Source organism: Yersinia sp. 2542 StPb PI, assembly GCF_048593855.1.
GTDB lineage: Bacteria > Pseudomonadota > Gammaproteobacteria > Enterobacterales > Enterobacteriaceae > Yersinia > Yersinia enterocolitica_E.
In genome coordinates, this window is the sequence record NZ_JAZGQA010000098.1 from 1 (window position 1) to 16,900 (window position 16,900).

The following is a 16,900-nucleotide window of genomic DNA, read 5'->3' on the forward strand; positions in this document are numbered from 1 at the left end:
TGGAGGCGCATTATAGGGAGTTCCTGACAGCCTGCAACCCCTAATTTGAAAAAACTTTTCAACCGCGTTTTATTTCAGCAAAAATAGGCTAAAAGACCAATGTTTAAACAATTATTAAGCTAAACATTCACTACCAGTGTTAAACAGTAGAGTAAAATAGATATATAAGAAGACAGATAGGACAAATCACCATGCAACTAAATACCCAACAACAGGCCGCCCAGCGAAATCTCTCTTACCTGTTGGCTGAGAAGATTGGCCAGCGAATTCTCGCCGGAGAATATGCAGCCGGCAGCATACTGCCTGGTGAGATAGAGTTGGGGGAGCAATTTGGTGTTAGTCGTACTGCCGTTCGTGAAGCAGTAAAGATGCTGGCAGCAAAAGGGATGTTATTACCCCGCCCACGCATTGGTACCCGAGTGATGCCACAAACAAATTGGAACTACCTCGATCAGGAGTTACTCACTTGGTGGCTGAACAGAGAGAATTTCGATCAAGTGATGCAACACTTCCTTATATTAAGAACCTCACTTGAGCCTCAAGCCTGTTCATTGGCAGCCATTAATGCCAATGAGCAACAGCGAGCATTGTTAGCATCACTGATTGCAGAGATGCGTGCGTTAGATACTCACTTTAATCGTGAAAAATGGATTCAAGTGGATGCTCAATTTCATCAGTTAATATATGAAGCCAGTGGTAACCCGTTTTTGACCTCTTTCGCCAATTTGTTCAGTTCGGTTTATCACAGCTATTTCCGCGCCATTACCGGCGATGAAGTGATTAAGCTGCAATACCATCAGGATATTGTTGATACAATTTTGGCAGGTGACAGTCAGGGAGCCTTGCTGGCATGTCAGGTATTATTAACAGATAAAAATTAACGGCTAGCTGTTCTATCTCTCTATATATAAAGAAGGTGCTCACACTCACCCCTATAATCAGGACGAACAATGATAAAATCTGCACGCAGTATGGCGGGCCTTCCTTGGCTAGCTGCCATGGCTTTCTTTATGCAGGCTTTGGATGCCACCATACTGAATACGGCACTCCCATCAATTGCTGAAAGCCTTAACCGCTCACCACTGACCATGCAGTCAGCAATTATCAGCTATACCCTGACGGTCGCGATGTTGATTCCAGTGAGTGGCTGGCTGGCGGACCGTTTTGGTACCCGACGGGTATTCATTCTGGCTGTATCTCTATTTACGCTAGGGTCATTACTGTGCGCACTTTCAGATTCATTGGCTTTTCTGGTGGCCTCCCGGGTTATTCAAGGGGTGGGTGGCGCAATGATGATGCCTGTGGCCCGGCTTGCGCTGATCAGGGCTTACCCACGCAGTGAGTTATTGCCGGTTCTGAATTTTGTCACTATCCCAGGGTTAGTCGGCCCGGTGATGGGGCCACTATTAGGTGGATTACTGGTGACCTATACCACTTGGCATTGGATCTTTATCCTTAATATTCCTATCGGCTTACTGGGCATCTTTTATGCCCGTAAATATATGCCGGACTTCACCATGCCTAAACGTGCCTTTGATATTATCGGTTTCCTGCTATTTGGTAGCAGTTTGGTCCTGATATCCGTAAGTCTGGAGATAATGGGCCGACCGGATATCGCCAGCTATCTGCCAGTCACGGTGTTACTGAGTGGTTTATTGATGTTGCTCTTCTATATATTCCACGCCAAAGGTCATCCAAATCCATTGATTGGTTTGCCGCTATTTAAAAACCGAACATTCTCGGTTGGGATTGCCGGTAACGTGGCCTCCCGTTTAGGTACCGGGTGTGTGCCTTTTCTGATGCCACTGATGTTACAAGTCGGGTTCGGATACTCAGCCATTATTGCCGGTTGTATGATGGCCCCAACCGCCATTGGTTCAATGATGGCAAAATCTGCCGTTACTCAAGTATTACGTTCACTGGGTTATAGGACTGTATTGGTAGGAATTACGGTTATTATCGGAGTGCTGATTGCGCTATTTGCGCTGCAATCACCGGGCATGTCGCCGTGGATGATGATATTGCCGCTGTTTGTCTTGGGGATGGCAATGTCGACACAGTTCACTGCGATGAATACCATCACACTGGCTGACTTAACCGATAACAATGCCAGCTCAGGTAACAGTGTTTTGGCGGTAACCCAACAACTGGCCATTAGCTTTGGCGTTGCCATTAGTGCGGTGGTATTGCGGTTTTATGATGGGTTATCGTTTGGTGGCAATGTCGATCACTTCCACTACACCTTTATTACAATGGGAATAGTGACATTACTTTCATCCATGGTGTTCTTATTACTGAAACCAAATGATGGCGACAATCTAATTCAAGGCCGTAATAGCAAAAAAGCCACACAACCTGCAGAGAGTGAAGTTTAACAACTGACCACCGATCCCCGCTCTATTAGCTCGGGAGTGAGAATCAGAACTTGTGGTTCCGCTTCCGGGTTATTCAATCGATGGATCAGTGTATCAATAGCCAGTTCACCAAGGGAGTCTTTTGGTTGATGGATAGTGGTCAATGGCGGTGTCATATATTGTGCGATTTCAATATCATCGTAACCAATAACCGCCATATCTTGTGGTATCGATAACCCCGCCTGATGCAAAGCCTGATAAACCCCAACAGCCATCGCATCATTACTGGTAAACACCGCTTCTGGGGGTTCCGGTAGCGCAAGCAACTGTTTCATAGCGACTAAACCGCCACCAAATTCAAAATCACTGGCAACTTCATAACCGGATGGAATAGGTAAACCTGCGCGATCCATAGCCTGACGGTACCCTTCCAAACGTTCTTTGGCAGGGGTTTTATCTTGTGGGCCAGCAATACAAGCGATTCGGGTATAGCCTCTAGCAATCAAATATGAGGTTGCCATTTCGCCACCCAATAATGAATTATCCTGAATCACGTCATTGACGCCCTCAAAGGGTGCCCAGTCCATCATGATTATCGGTAATGACGGGTAGCAACGCAGAATATCTTGAGAAGGGCGGTGGTTTTCGGTGCACATCAGTAGCAGACCATCGACGCGCTTTTGCATCAGAGTTTCAATGCTATGGCTCATGCGATCGATATCGCCTTCGGTATTGCATAGAATCAAACTGTAACCACGCTCATAGCAACTGCGCTCCACGCCACGGACTACTTCAGCATAAAACGGGTTGCTACTGGCGGTAACCAACATACCAATGGTACGGGTTTGATTGAGTTTCAAACTACGAGCCAGTGCTGAAGGGGCATAGTTGAGCTGTTTGATAGCAGCCAGCACTTTGTCGCGAATAGGGTCACTGACAAAGCGGTTTTTATTAATAACATGTGAGACTGTTGACGTAGATACGCCCGCCAGGCGGGCGACGTCTTTCATGGTGGCCAAAGTTATACCTGGCCTTGTAGGAAACTGTCGATCTCTGCACGCCACGGAATAGAGGGCTGCGCGCCGGGGCGAGTCACCGCGATAGCGGCCGCTGCGTGAGCAAAACGTACTGCTGAGTCCATTACCTGACCTTCCAATAACGCAGTTAATAATGCGCCATTGAATGTATCACCAGCAGCAATAGTATCTACAGCGTTAACCTTGAACCCGGCAACCAATTTCCCTTTACCTTGTTCACTAAGCCATACACCACGGCTACCCAATGTAATGATTACGGTAGCGATGCCTTTATCATGCAGAATTTGCGCTGCTTGCGCTGCGTCATCATCCTGATCAATATGAATCCCCGTTAAACGCTCGGCTTCTGTTTCATTCGGAGTAATCATATCCACCAGCGTTAATAGCTCGTCCGGTAATTCACGAGCTGGCGCCGGATTAAGAATAACCTGTGTTTGATGCAGCTTCGCCAATTTAGCGGCAGCAATAACTGTCTCAAGTGGTGATTCCAGTTGCATCAATAATGCATCTGCATCGATAACTTGTTGCTGGTAACGACCAAGATATTCAGGTGTAACTGCCGAGTTAGCACCGGCATTGATACCAATAACGTTTTCGCCTTCACCATTCACGAAAATCAAAGCAACACCGGTTGTGGTATCAGCTACAGCCTCGATTGGCGCGGTATCAATATTATCGCTGGCTAATTGCTGACGCACCCGGTCACCAATATCATCTTCACCCACACAGGCAATAAACGCGATGTTTGCTCCGCTACGGCCAGCAGCAACCGCCTGGTTAGCACCTTTGCCACCAAACGCGACTTTATACTGCTTCCCGATCACCGTTTCACCTGGGCGCGGAAACTGCTCAATATTCAGAATATGATCGGCATTGATGCTGCCCAAGACCACCAGTTTGCCTGTTTTCATCGTATTTATTCCTTTGTGAATGACACCGCCACCCGTAACGTTTTGTTTTCCGTTTTAGGGCAGCGGCGTTATATGCCCTGCTTTTCGATATTATTTAGTCACTAATTTCAAATCTACCGGGATAACGGCCTGCACTTTCTCGCCTTTCAATACTTTATCAGCGGTTTGTACACCAATAACACCAATCTGATCAGGGCGTTGAGCGATAGTTGCGCCCAGTTTGCCGCCTTGGACTGCTTTAAGACCGTCGTCGGTGCCATCAAAACCAACCACTAGCACATCGGCTTTACCGGCTGTTTGCAAGGCACGCAGTGCGCCCAGTGCCATCTCGTCGTTCTGTGCGAATACAGCCTGAACATTCGGGTGAGCGGTCAGCAGGTTCTGCATCACATTCAAACCTTTAGTACGGTCAAAATCAGCAGGTTGGCTGGCTAACAGTTGGAATTTATGTTGATCCATTGACTGCTTGAAGCCTTCACCACGTTCACGGGCCGCAGAAGCACCCGCAATCCCTTCCAACTGAATCACTTTGGCATCATTACCCAGTTTTTTGGCAATGAAATCACCGGCCATTTTGCCACCAAAACGGTTATCGGATGCAACGTGACTCACCACAGTGCCAGAGTTTGCCAAACGGTCGAGCGTGATAACCGGGATATTGGCCTTATTCGCCATTTTAACTGCGTTACCGACTGCATCAGAATCAGTTGGGTTAATCAGCAATAGTTTGGTGCCGCGAACTGTCAGATCCTGCACGTTAGCCAGTTCTTTCGCCGGATTGTTTTGAGAATCCAATACCACCAGGTTGTAGCCGAGTTTATCCGCTTCTTTTTGCGCGCCGTCTTTCATTGAAACAAAGAACGGATTATTCAACGTGGAAACTACCAGTGCGATGGTGTCTTTTGCCAGTGCGTTAGCACTTACGGTGGCGCTCAGGGCAACAACAGAGATCAAGGTAGCCAGTTTCTTCATTTTCATGGTCGCAATTCCTGTAGGGAGTTAAGAGGTTATTTGCTGCTTTTATTGTCTACCAATACCGCCAGCAGGATAACCACTGCCTTTACGATCATTTGGTAGTAAGAGGAGACACCCAATAAATTCAAACCGTTATTTAAAAAGCCGAGGATTAACGCGCCAATCAGGGTGCCGACGATCCGCCCCTTACCCCCAGCAAGGCTGGTACCCCCAAGAACCACGGCTGCGATTGCATCCAGTTCATAGCCGGTACCGGCTGTAGGTTGTGCTGACGACAGGCGGGCCACTTCGATAATCCCAGCCAGTGCCGCTAACAATCCACATAATGAATAAACAATAATCTTAACTTTATCTACGCTGATACCAGAGAGCCGTGTTGCTGACTCATTGCCACCCAATGCGTAGATATAGCGGCCCAGGCGAGTGTGGTGCAACATGTACCACACAGCAATAAAGACGATAGCCATCAACCAGATTGGTGTTGGTATACCCAATGGGCGCCCGATACCGAACCAGCCAAAAGTATCAGCCACATCAGTAAAACCGGTATTTACTGGGCTACCATTGGTGTAAACCATAGTAACGCCACGTAATAGTAGCATCATGACCAGAGTGGCAATAAATGCTTGTACCTTACCTTTAGCGACAATGACCCCGGTTATGGCACCAATAAATGCCCCTAGCGCCAATGCAGCGGCGACGGCAACCAAAGCATTCACTTCCAATCCAACAATAGATGCCGCTACTGCGCCAGTCAGTGCCAATAATGACCCGACAGACAAATCAATACCGGATGTCAGGATAACCAGCGTCATACCCACCGCCATAATGGCATTGACAGAAGTCTGCTGGAGAATGTTAAACATGTTATTTAGGGTAAAGAAGTTCGGACTTAGTGACGAAACCACAGCAATCAGCACCAGCAGCGCAATCAGTGATTTTTGTTCTAATAACCATTCTTTACTGAACCAGCGTTTTGTCTGGATAGCTTGGGAACTCATATCTGATTACTCCTGCTCTACTCGTCATATTTCAAGCCGCATTTGCGTTGGCTTCCTGCAACTCGAATTATTTAGAGTGTAAATAAATTATTTTTCAATAAATCACGCTTGCCAACGGCTGCTGCCATCAACACTTCCTGGGTAGCCTGTTCAATAGAGAACTCGCCGCTTAGCTGGCCTTCATGCATCACAAGAATGCGGTCACTCATGCCCAGCACTTCCGGCATTTCTGAGGAAACCAGAATGATGCTCAACCCTTCTTGTTTGAATTGGTTGATTAATTGGTAAATTTCTTTTTTAGCCCCGACGTCAACACCACGGGTAGGTTCATCAAGGATCAGCACTTTAGGGCGGGTCATTAAACCGCGTGCAATAGCCACTTTCTGCTGGTTACCACCGGATAACAAACCAATAGGTTGTTCCATGGACGGGGTTTTAATATTAAATAAACGAATGAAATCCGATACCGCCTGCTGCTCTTCAGCATGCTTGAGCGAACCACCTGAACGGCTAAAATAACGCAATGCAGTCAAAGACATATTCTCTTTAACTGACATTCCAAGTACCAAACCATCCCGTTTGCGGTCTTCAGAAATATAGACAATGCCATTTGCCAGACCATCTTGTGGTGAATGGGTGACAACTTCGCGGCCATCCAACATCACAAAACCTGATTTACGCGGTAGCGCGCCATAGATGATTTTCATCAGCTCGGTGCGACCAGCCCCCATCAGACCGGCAACCCCCAAAATTTCGCCACTGTATAAAGTGAAACTGACATTTTTCACGCCCGGGCCACAGAGCTGTTTGACCTGCAAACGCTTTTCACCACGGGGTATATTCAAGCGCGGGTACTGTTCTTCCAGCTTACGGCCCACCATCATCTCAATCAGTGAGTTTTCAGTCAGACTATCAACCGGTTTTTCGGCAATAAATTGCCCATCACGAAATACCGTGACGTCGTCGCAAATCTCAAAAATCTCTTTTAACCGGTGAGAGATATAAACAATTCCGCGACCTTCCGCCTTTAGCTCTTTAATCACATTAAACAGAGAGGCGGTTTCAGTATCGGTAAGCGCATCAGTTGGCTCATCCATAATGATCACTTTGGATTCAAAGCTCAGCACTTTGGCTATCTCCACCATTTGCTGATCACCAATGGAAAGCTCACCCACCAGCCGATGGCTGCTGTAACTGATATTAAGGCGCGCCAGCAGTAAATCGGCTTCGGCATACATCTTTTTCCAATCGATGCTGCCAAAACGATTAACAAACTCACGCCCTAAGAAGATGTTTTCTGCGATAGTTAATTGAGGAATCAGGTTAAGTTCCTGATGAATAATGCCAATGCCCGCTTCCTGCGAGTCTTTTGGGCCATTAAACGCCACTTCCTTACCCATAAAATACTGACTGCCAGCATCTTTACTGTAGATGCCGGTCAGCACTTTCATCATGGTCGATTTTCCAGCGCCATTTTCGCCTACCAGTGCCATCACCCTGCCGGGATAGACACTCAGTGCGGCACCGGAGAGTGCTTTAACGCCGGGAAAGGCTTTATCAATCCCTTTAAGTTGCAGCAAAGGTTGCATAAATGCCTCAGAAGGTTACGCCGGAACAGAGAATGACATTAGCAAAGGGGGAACATTCCCCGCTACGGATCACTGCCCGGCTTTGTTTGGTTTGCTCTTTAAAAGCCTCATGGCTGATATAGCGCAAAACAATTTGGTTTCCCTGGTGCTGCTCAAGTTGTGATAGTTGCGCGAGTAACGCTTCATGGAGTTGCGGATTATTTTTAACGATCTCCTCCGCCAAGACTGCACTTTCAACCTGCATTTCTTGTGTTACCACCTCAAGAACCTGAAGAAATCCAGGGACGCCTCGTGTCAGTGCCAGATCGATACGTGTGGTGGTTGCCGGTATCGGCAGCCCCGCATCACCTATCACAACCTGATCGGTATGGCCCAGGCGGGAGATAACAGCGGAAATATCAGAATTAAGTAATGCGCCTTTTTTCATTTTCTACTCCAACAGCGAAACGTTTCGCTGATACTGAGTTTAGAAAAATAGCCGCAGAAGGCAAACCCAATTTGATGAAATTGTGATCGCCATCGAAACGTTTCGCTGAACAGTGGAAAAAGAAGAAGAATAGGTACAAAAAAGGCCGTTAATCATAACGGCCTTTCAGATTAAATCTCTACCTGCGTCCCAAGCTCAATCACCCTATTCGGTGGGATCTCAAACTGGTCAGCAGCACGCAGCGCATTCCGACTGAGTGCGATAAATAACTTACCGCGCAGGAACAGGTACCACGGCCGCTTGGTAAGGATTAGCGACTCATGGGACATAAAGAATGAGGTTTCCATCATCTGGCATGGCAACCCCTCCAGGCCGCAGCGATGGAAGATTTCTTCCACATTCGGTGTTTCACGCCAACCATAACTGGCCACCACTCGCCAAAACGTCGGGGAGAGTTGTTCGATGGTTACCCGGTTCACATTGTGCACATACGGCGCATCTTCAGTCCGCAATGTCAGTAGCACAACCCGTTCATGCAACACCTTATTATGTTTAAGGTTATGCAACAGCGCGAAGGGAATAACATTCATTGCACGCGACATATACACAGCAGTACCAGTAACCCGCACCGGGGGGGATTTTTCCAATGAAGCAATCATCGCTTCCAGTGAATTACCGTGTTCATGCATTCGACGCAGCAAACCGAAACGTTCACTTTTCCAGGTAGTCATGATGATAAACATCACCAGCCCCAGAGACACTGGCAACCAACCACCTGAGAACAATTTCAACGCATTGGCAGAGAACATAGGGACATCGATAATCAGCAAAATCACCAGTAAGATGCCGACAAATACCCGATTCCAGTGCCAGTTTTTCAATGCCACGATGCAGAACAGAATACTGGTTATCACCATGGTGCCGGTTACGGCGATACCGTACGCGGCCGCCAGGTTACTGGAACGTTCGAAGCCCACAATAACCAATACCACCGCCAGATAGAGAGTCCAGTTAATGACCGGGATATATATCTGGCCAGATTCCATTTCGGAGGTATGAATAATCCGCATTGGCGGTAAATAGCCTAAGCGAACCGCCTGTCGGGTGAGCGAGAAGACACCGGAAATAACCGCCTGCGAGGCAATAACGGTCGCCAGCGTCGCCAGAATTAACAGCGGAACCAATGCCCAATCAGGGGCTAATAAGAAGAAGGGGTTTTTGATGGCTTCAGGGTTTTTCAGCAATAACGCGCCCTGACCAAAATAGTTCAGTACTAATGAGGGCAAAACCACGGTAAACCAAGCTAAACGAATAGGGAATTTACCAAAATGGCCCATATCTGCATATAAGGCTTCCACCCCGGTTATCGCCAATACGACGGCACCAAGCGCATAAAACGACACGGTTTTATATTCAGCAAAGAAACCTATCGCCCATTTAGGATTCAGCGCAACCAATACTTCTGGATTCGCAATAATACTGCGTAAACCAAGTAGTGCGATCGTCAGAAACCAGACCAGCATCACGGGAGCGAATAATTTACCGACACTGCCGGTACCGTGCTTTTGAATCACAAACAGCAGAGTGAGTACCGCAATGGAGCAGGGAACAATATAAGGGTCTAATGCTGGGGCTGCTATTTCTAGCCCTTCAATGGCCGACATAACGGATATTGCCGGGGTGATGACCACCTCACCATAAAAGAAACTGCCGCCAATTAACCCGAGAATCACCAGTATTGAGGTGGCTCTGGAAGAGGTATTACGCCCAGCCAAAGACATTAACGTTAAAATCCCCCCTTCGCCGGCGTTATCGGCCCGCATGACATAGGTAAGATATTTAATCGAGACTATCAGGATAAGCATCCAGAAAATCAGCGATAAAAAGCCAAACACCACGTCCGGGCGGACATCAAAACCATAATGACCAGAAAAGCACTCTCTCAAGGTATAGAGCGGGCTGGTACCAATATCACCGTAAACTACCCCTATTGCTGCCAGGGTTACCGCCGATAAAGACTGTTTATGTTCTGTGCTCATAATTGATTTCTTTTTGCTAGAACATCCATAAGCTGATGCGTGCGTTTAAGAACCTTAATCCTCGGTTCTGTATTGTTTATACGCCCACCAAAAGGCGCACAGTATGCACGATTTCAATGGATTGCCTACTCTTAAATAGGCACCTAACAGAGCGAGAATTCATCAATTACAAATAACTGATGATATAAAAATTCTACGAATCAACGAACTATCTTATTAATAAAACCAGCGATCCCATGAAGAAAAGATGGTTTATTCCTTTTTATCAGGTAAAAATCAATCAACTAACGGAACATGTAGAACAATTATGGCGCAATCATCACAATTAGCAGAAAGAATCTCCCGCTTAAGCAGCGCCCTTGAAAGTGGTCTGTATGAAAGACAGGAAGCTATCCGCTTATGTTTGCTGGCCGCCCTCAGTGGCGAGAGTGTTTTTTTGCTCGGCCCACCAGGAATTGCCAAAAGCCTGATTGCCCGCCGCCTGAAATTTGCCTTCCGTAATGCCCGTGCATTTGAATATCTGATGACCCGTTTCTCAACACCGGAAGAGGTGTTTGGCCCCCTCTCGATTCAGGCATTGAAAGAGGAGGGACGCTATCAACGGATGACAGGCGGTTACCTGCCGGAGGCTGAAATCGTCTTTTTGGATGAGATTTGGAAAGCCGGCCCGGCAATTCTGAACACCTTGCTGACAGCGATTAATGAACGGCGCTTTAGAAATGGTGATCGGGAAGACAGCATCCCTATGCGATTACTCGTTACTGCCTCTAACGAGCTGCCTGACGCTGATAGTAGCCTGGAAGCACTTTATGACCGCATGTTGATCCGCCTATGGCTGGATCGCGTACAAGAGAAGCAGAACTTCCGCTCACTACTGCTCAGCCGACAGAATGAAAATCATAATCCGGTGGCAGAAAATCTCAGTATCAGCGATGAAGAGTTCTATCAGTGGCAACCGTTAATCGACAAAATCACCTTACCGGATCACTGTTTTGAGCTTATTTTTCAGTTACGTCAACGGCTCAGTGCGCAAGAACAAGCGCCCTATGTCTCAGATAGACGTTGGAAAAAAGCGCTACGCCTGTTACAAGCCAGTGCTTTCTTTAGTGGCCGCAGTGAAGTGACACCCATCGACTTAATCTTGCTGAAAGATTGCCTGTGGCATGACCTCAGTTCGCTTAAGCTGCTGCAACAGCAGCTTGAACAGTTATTAACCGAGCAGGGATATCAACAGCAAAGCCTGTTAATGAAACTACAACATGTTCAGGGTCAGTGGTTACAGCACCAACAACAGCAAAGTGACCATCAAGCGTTAACCATCGTCAAACAAAGCGGTATGTTCAGCCGCAAACCCCAATATGCTCTACCAGACGACCTGACAGACAGCACTTTGACGCTTTTGCTGCAAAAACCGCTCAGCCTGCATGATATTCAAGTTACCCATTTGCAAATAGAAAAAGATGCCCTCGCTCAATGGTTGAACAAAGGAGGGAGCTTGCGCGCTAAATTAAATGGTGTCGGTTATGCCCAATCCATTGATGCAGAAATTGATGATCAATTGCATATAACGATACTAGATATCAGCCGCCAACCCTCCACACTTTCCCAACCGGGCGCGGCAACTGCCAGTGTTCCCCCGGAATTGCTGGTGGAATTAACCACAGTAGAACATAGTCTTGCCGAACAGCGGCGGCTATTCAGCCAACATCAGCCGTGTTTATTCACTCCCTCCTCATGGCTTGCCAAAGTCGAGGCCAGCTTGTTGCAGGTGGCAGAACAACTTAAACAGCAACAGCAAAAAATGCGCGGACACTGACAGATGCTCAGCCTGGCAACATTGGATATGCTGCTATCGATAAGTGAGGGTGAGCTTATCGAAGAGATGGTGATCGGGCTATTGGCGTCACCTCAATTAGCACTATTTTTCGAAAAATTCCCGCGAATTAAACGGGCGCTAATGAAAGATATTCCTGGTTGGAAGCAAAACTTACAGCAGCGTATCCGCGAGGCTAAAGCTCCGGCTACTCTGGCAAATGAGTTTTCCCTATACCAACAAAGCCTGTTGGAAAGTAGCCCACTATTTTATGCGCATCTGCCAGATATTGTGGCTCAGTTACAGCAATGGCAATCGCCCTTTGCTTCACAAGCCAATACATTGCTACAAACCGCTGATTTAGCCAGAAACCCTCAACCCGGTGATAGTTTACAAACCTTATTTTTACAGCGTTGGCGTGTCAGTCTAACGCTACAAACCATCACCATTCATCACCAGTTACTTGAGCAAGAGCGGGAACAACTTCTGGCTGAACTCCAGCAGAGATTGGCGCTCAGTGGGGCATTAGAACCTGTACTGGCAACCAATGATGGGGCGGCAGGGCGGCTTTGGGATATGAGTCAGGGCCACTTACAGCGTGGCGATTATCAATTGCTACTGCAATACGGTGACTTTCTACAACAACAACCCGAATTACAACAACTGGCCGAGCAATTGGGTCGTAGCCGTTCAGCAAAGGCACAACCGACACCAGAGGCTCGCTACGAACCTTATACTGTCATGGTCCGCCAGCCCGATACGGTGCCAGAGGAGGTCAGTGGCATTCATCAAAGCAATGATATTTTGCGATTGCTCCCGACTGAACTGGTGATGTTAGGGATGAGCGAGCTGGAATTTGAGTTTTATCGCCGTTTACTGGAGCGCCGCTTACTCACTTACCGTTTGCAGGGTGACAACTGGCAGGAGAAAACCTTACAGCGCCCGGTCAGTCTTAAAAGCAATGATGAACACCCTCGCGGCCCTTTTATCGTCTGTGTCGATACCTCAGGCTCCATGGGTGGATTTAACGAACAATGTGCCAAAGCATTTTGTCTGGCTCTGCTTCGAATTGCACTGGCAGATAATCGCCGCTGTTACATCATGCTATTTGCCACTGAAATAATTCACTACGAGCTATCTGCTGCCAGTGGTATTGAGCAGGCGATTCGTTTTCTTGGCCAACATTTTCGCGGAGGTACCGATCTGGCTGCTTGCTTAGCCAGCACATTAAATAAAATGGAAGATAGAGAATGGTATGACGCAGATGCAGTGATCATTTCAGATTTTATCGCCCAACGTTTACCAGACGAATTAGTCAGAAAGATTAAAATCCAGCAACAAGCCCACCAGCACCGTTTTCATGCTGTTGCCATGTCTGCGTATGGTAAGCCTGGTATCATGCGAATTTTCGATCATATCTGGCGTTTTGATACTGGGCTAAAAAGCCGCTTGATGCGCCGCTGGAAGCGCTAGTTAAGCAGGCCGGCACCAACGTTTATCGACAACCCCAATATCGTCATATTAAAGATAAATGATAACACTGACTGCAAGAGCACTACGCGGCGGATATCTGACGTGCCGGTAGAGACATCGGCAGTTTGGCAAGCCACACCAATGGTAAATGAGAAATAAAGGAAATCCCAATAGGAAGGCGTGGTTATCTCTTTGGGGAAAAGTAACGGTAGAACCGTTTCTGATTTATCGCGGCGCATATAAAACAAATGTGCGTAATGCATAGTAAAAGCGGTGGATAATAATAACCATGAAACCAATAACGTCAGCCCTGTCAGGACCAAATGGAACGCCTTGGCAGAGCCTGAGAGCTGATTCGCCGTGCTCAATTCAAATAAAATAACCAGAATACTGGCCAGACACGCCATGCTGACAATACTCAACACCATGCTGGCACTTTCATCCTGCACCCGGGCTATTTTGCTGATTTTCGTCGAATCAGTGCGTAATAATTGCAACCATAAAAACAGTAAATAAAGCCAGGCGGAAACATTCCAACTCACCATTAGGCGCAGCAATACCGAGTAATGTGTTGGCAGCAGGAAATAAGTGACAACACCCGCGCCAAGCGAAAACAACAATCGTGGCCGAGCGTGTAAATAGTGCTTTATAGGATGAAAAAGGGCCATAACATCAACAACCTTGCATATAGTGATATTTAAAATATTTATATATCACTACAGCATAGATTAAAAACCCGCAATTATATTGGGAATCAATACCCAATATAATTGGTGTTGTAGGTAGGCAGCAAGCGAACAAACCCCGATGAGCTTACTCAAGTAAGTGATTCAGGTGAGTGCGCGCCGCTAACAACCCTACAACATCAAGTATGAAGGGGATTTACAGCAGGCCTGCAACCTTCTCGCTAATTTCTGGCCCCCATACACCACATTGAACCTGACCGATATGTTGCTGTTGCAGCAATAACATCACTAAACGAGACTGGCCGATACCGCCACCGATAGTTTGCGGCATTTCACCACTCAGCAGTGATTGGTGCCATTCCAGTTTCAGACGATCTTCATCAGAAGTCAGTGCCAATTGGCGTTTAAGTGCCTCAGCATCAACACGTATCCCCATGGATGAGATTTCAAACGCGTCTTCAAGAACAGGGTTCCAGACAATAATGTCACCGTTCAAGCCCACAAAACCTTCAGCACTCGGCGACGTCCAGTCATCATAATCTGGCGCTCGCACATCATGAGATTTACCGTCAGCCAATTTACCACCGATGCCAATCAGGAATACAGCTCCCAGCTCTTTAGCTATCGCACGTTCGCGGCCTTTAGCATCCAGGTCAGGGAAGCGAGCGCGCAGGCTTTCGCTGTGGATAAACTGAATATTCTCTGGCAGGAATGGTTTCACACCAAATTCAGCACTGATCGCTACTTCAGTTTCTTTAATAGCGGTATAAATCTTGTTAACAGTGGATTTCAGATAAGCCAGGTTGCGTTCACCATCGCCCATCACGCGTTCCCAATCCCACTGATCAACATACACAGAATGAATAGCACTTAGGCGATCTTCATCAGGGCGCAATGCTTTCATATGAGTATATATCCCTTGGTCAGCACCAAAATCAAAGCGACCCAAGGTTTTGCGTTTCCATTTAGCTAATGAATGAACGACTTCAAAAGTTGCATCCGGCAATGTCTTCACTTTTACCTGAACGGCTTTCTCTGAACCTGAAAGGTTATCTTGAGTACCATCACCCACACGACTCAGGATTGGTGCCTGTACTTCAATCAGACCCAGTTGTTGTTCTAATTGACGGGAAAAGAATGATTTTACGAAGCTGATTTGTTGTTGTTTTTGGATAAATTGTTTTTTCATTGCCGTTTTCTCGATTCGTTATTACTGATTATGCTAATTAGGTTATGCCACCTGGCTTGACATCGATTAAGCAACAGAATGAGGGTTAAATTCAATATCCAACAAACAATATTGCCTTTTCACTTTTAATCATTCATTTTTATGGGTCTTAAATTAACTAATCGTTAAAAAAAGGAGGCAAATATGGGTGAAATTTATCAAATCGATAATCTCGATCGCGGCATCCTGAACGCATTAATGGAAAATGCGCGCACACCTTATGCTGAATTGGCAAAAAATTTTGGCGTGAGTCCAGGAACTATCCATGTGCGAGTGGAGAAAATGCGCCAGGCAGGGATCATTACCGCGGCTTGTGTTCACGTTAATCCAAAAAAACTCGGGTATGACGTGTGTTGCTTTATCGGTATTATTTTGAAAAGTGCCAAAGACTACCCGTCGGCACTAAAAAAACTGGAAGGTTTAGAAGAAGTTGTAGAAGCCTATTACACCACCGGCCACTACAGCATTTTTATTAAAGTGATGTGTAAGTCAATAGATGCGCTCCAGCAGGTACTTATCAACAAGATCCAGACTATCGATGAGATCCAGTCAACGGAGACACTTATCTCCCTGCAAAACCCCATCATGCGTACCATTGTGCCTTGAGCACTAAATAACTATACCCACATTATCCACAGGTAGATCCCAGCTGATTCACAGCGTACAATACCGGCTCTTTACTTCGGTTGGGTTCTTTATGGCTGACATTACCTTGATCAGTGGCAGTACACTCGGCAGCGCTGAATATGTTGCTGAACATTTAGCTGAGAAATTAGAAGAAGCAGGTTTTTCTACAGAGACGCTGCATGGCCCTGAATTAGACGAGCTTACGCTTGAGGGTACGTGGCTAATAGTCACATCAACCCACGGTGCGGGTGATCTCCCAGATAACCTTCAACCATTATTAGAACAAATCGAACAACAGAAGCCTGATCTTTCTCAAGTGCACTTTGGTGCTGTTGGTTTGGGCAGTTCAGAATATGACACTTTCTGCGGTGCAGTGAGAGCATTGGATCAACAATTGATCGCACAAGGCGCCAAACGTTTGGGTGATATTTTAGAAATTGACGTCATCCAACATGAAATTCCCGAGGATCCGGCAGAGGTTTGGGTCAAAAATTGGATTAATTTGCTCTAATTTGATTAAAGATCACGCGAACGAATGTGGATAAGTATGCTTAAAAGCAGGGTAAAACCGGTACATATCCACATAACAACCTTGGTACTCCAAAGTGCCTGTGCATAACATGCCATTTAGATCCCAGCTTATACGCAATAGGATCACCGATCATTCACAGCAAACGATCTTCCTTAATACTATGATCTTACATGTGAATAATCACTTATCCACAGAGGATCATGATCCT

General features: G+C 46.6%; 15 protein-coding genes. 6 read left to right on the plus strand and 9 right to left on the minus strand.

The window, feature by feature from the left end:
• Positions 1-191: 191 nt before the first annotated feature.
• Both V1952_RS12990 and mdtD read left to right on the plus strand, forming a co-directional pair.
• Positions 192-881: a FadR/GntR family transcriptional regulator gene (locus tag V1952_RS12990; protein WP_083161611.1), complete on the plus strand. Its 690-nt coding sequence runs from the start codon at positions 192-194 to the stop codon at positions 879-881.
• 69 nt (positions 882-950) lie between these two features.
• Complete coding sequence (gene mdtD, locus V1952_RS12995) at positions 951-2,375, plus strand: multidrug transporter subunit MdtD (RefSeq protein ID WP_083161609.1); 1,425 nt, start codon at positions 951-953, stop codon at positions 2,373-2,375.
• On the opposite strand, the gene rbsR is transcribed toward mdtD, so the two are convergent.
• The 7 genes from rbsR to kup all read right to left on the minus strand — a co-directional run bounded on the left by rbsR (position 2,372) and on the right by kup (position 10,333).
• Complete coding sequence (rbsR, locus tag V1952_RS13000) at positions 2,372-3,373, minus strand: ribose operon transcriptional repressor RbsR (RefSeq protein ID WP_372560168.1); 1,002 nt, start codon at positions 3,371-3,373, stop codon at positions 2,372-2,374. The two genes, mdtD and rbsR, sit on opposite strands and share 4 nt — an antisense overlap.
• A gap of 2 nt (positions 3,374-3,375) precedes the next feature.
• The gene (rbsK, locus tag V1952_RS13005) at positions 3,376-4,302 is read right to left on the minus strand and encodes a ribokinase (RefSeq protein ID WP_372560169.1); all 927 of its coding nucleotides are present in this window, start codon (positions 4,300-4,302) and stop codon (positions 3,376-3,378) included.
• 90 nt (positions 4,303-4,392) lie between these two features.
• Positions 4,393-5,280: a ribose ABC transporter substrate-binding protein RbsB gene (gene rbsB, locus V1952_RS13010; protein ID WP_083161603.1), complete on the minus strand. Its 888-nt coding sequence runs from the start codon at positions 5,278-5,280 to the stop codon at positions 4,393-4,395.
• 29 nt (positions 5,281-5,309) lie between these two features.
• Positions 5,310-6,278, minus strand: coding sequence for a ribose ABC transporter permease (rbsC, locus tag V1952_RS13015; RefSeq protein WP_083161601.1), 969 nt, complete (start codon positions 6,276-6,278; stop codon positions 5,310-5,312).
• Between the two features lie 71 nt (positions 6,279-6,349).
• Positions 6,350-7,867 carry a ribose ABC transporter ATP-binding protein RbsA gene (gene rbsA, locus V1952_RS13020; protein WP_083161599.1) on the minus strand — a complete coding sequence of 506 codons (1,518 nt, stop codon included), beginning with the start codon at positions 7,865-7,867 and terminating at the stop codon, positions 6,350-6,352.
• A 7-nt stretch (positions 7,868-7,874) separates the two neighbouring features.
• On the minus strand, positions 7,875-8,294 hold the full coding sequence (gene rbsD, locus V1952_RS13025; protein ID WP_083161597.1) for a D-ribose pyranase: 420 nt from the start codon (positions 8,292-8,294) through the stop codon (positions 7,875-7,877).
• 170 nt (positions 8,295-8,464) lie between these two features.
• Complete coding sequence (gene kup, locus V1952_RS13030) at positions 8,465-10,333, minus strand: low affinity potassium transporter Kup (protein ID WP_420074871.1); 1,869 nt, start codon at positions 10,331-10,333, stop codon at positions 8,465-8,467.
• Positions 10,334-10,640: 307 nt separating this feature from the next.
• On the opposite strand from kup, the gene ravA reads away from it, so the two are divergent.
• Complete coding sequence (gene ravA, locus V1952_RS13035) at positions 10,641-12,149, plus strand: ATPase RavA (protein WP_420074872.1); 1,509 nt, start codon at positions 10,641-10,643, stop codon at positions 12,147-12,149.
• Between the two features lie 3 nt (positions 12,150-12,152).
• A complete protein-coding gene (viaA, locus tag V1952_RS13040; protein ID WP_420071613.1) occupies positions 12,153-13,619 on the plus strand; it encodes an ATPase RavA stimulator ViaA in 1,467 nt (488 codons plus the stop codon).
• Here viaA and V1952_RS13045 read toward each other — a convergent pair.
• Together V1952_RS13045 and asnA are read right to left on the minus strand one after the other, a co-directional pair.
• On the minus strand, positions 13,616-14,287 hold the full coding sequence (locus V1952_RS13045; RefSeq protein WP_372560174.1) for a DUF1345 domain-containing protein: 672 nt from the start codon (positions 14,285-14,287) through the stop codon (positions 13,616-13,618). The two genes, viaA and V1952_RS13045, sit on opposite strands and share 4 nt — an antisense overlap.
• 214 nt (positions 14,288-14,501) lie before the next feature.
• On the minus strand, positions 14,502-15,494 hold the full coding sequence (gene asnA, locus V1952_RS13050) for an aspartate--ammonia ligase (RefSeq protein ID WP_420074873.1): 993 nt from the start codon (positions 15,492-15,494) through the stop codon (positions 14,502-14,504).
• Between the two features lie 183 nt (positions 15,495-15,677).
• On the opposite strand from asnA, the gene asnC reads away from it, so the two are divergent.
• Positions 15,678-16,139, plus strand: a complete 462-nt coding sequence (gene asnC, locus V1952_RS13055; protein WP_083161588.1) for a transcriptional regulator AsnC — start codon at positions 15,678-15,680, stop codon at positions 16,137-16,139.
• A 91-nt stretch (positions 16,140-16,230) separates the two neighbouring features.
• Entirely contained in the window at positions 16,231-16,671 is a 441-nt protein-coding gene (gene mioC / locus V1952_RS13060; protein WP_005192870.1) for an FMN-binding protein MioC, read from the plus strand.
• Positions 16,672-16,900 lie beyond the last annotated feature (229 nt).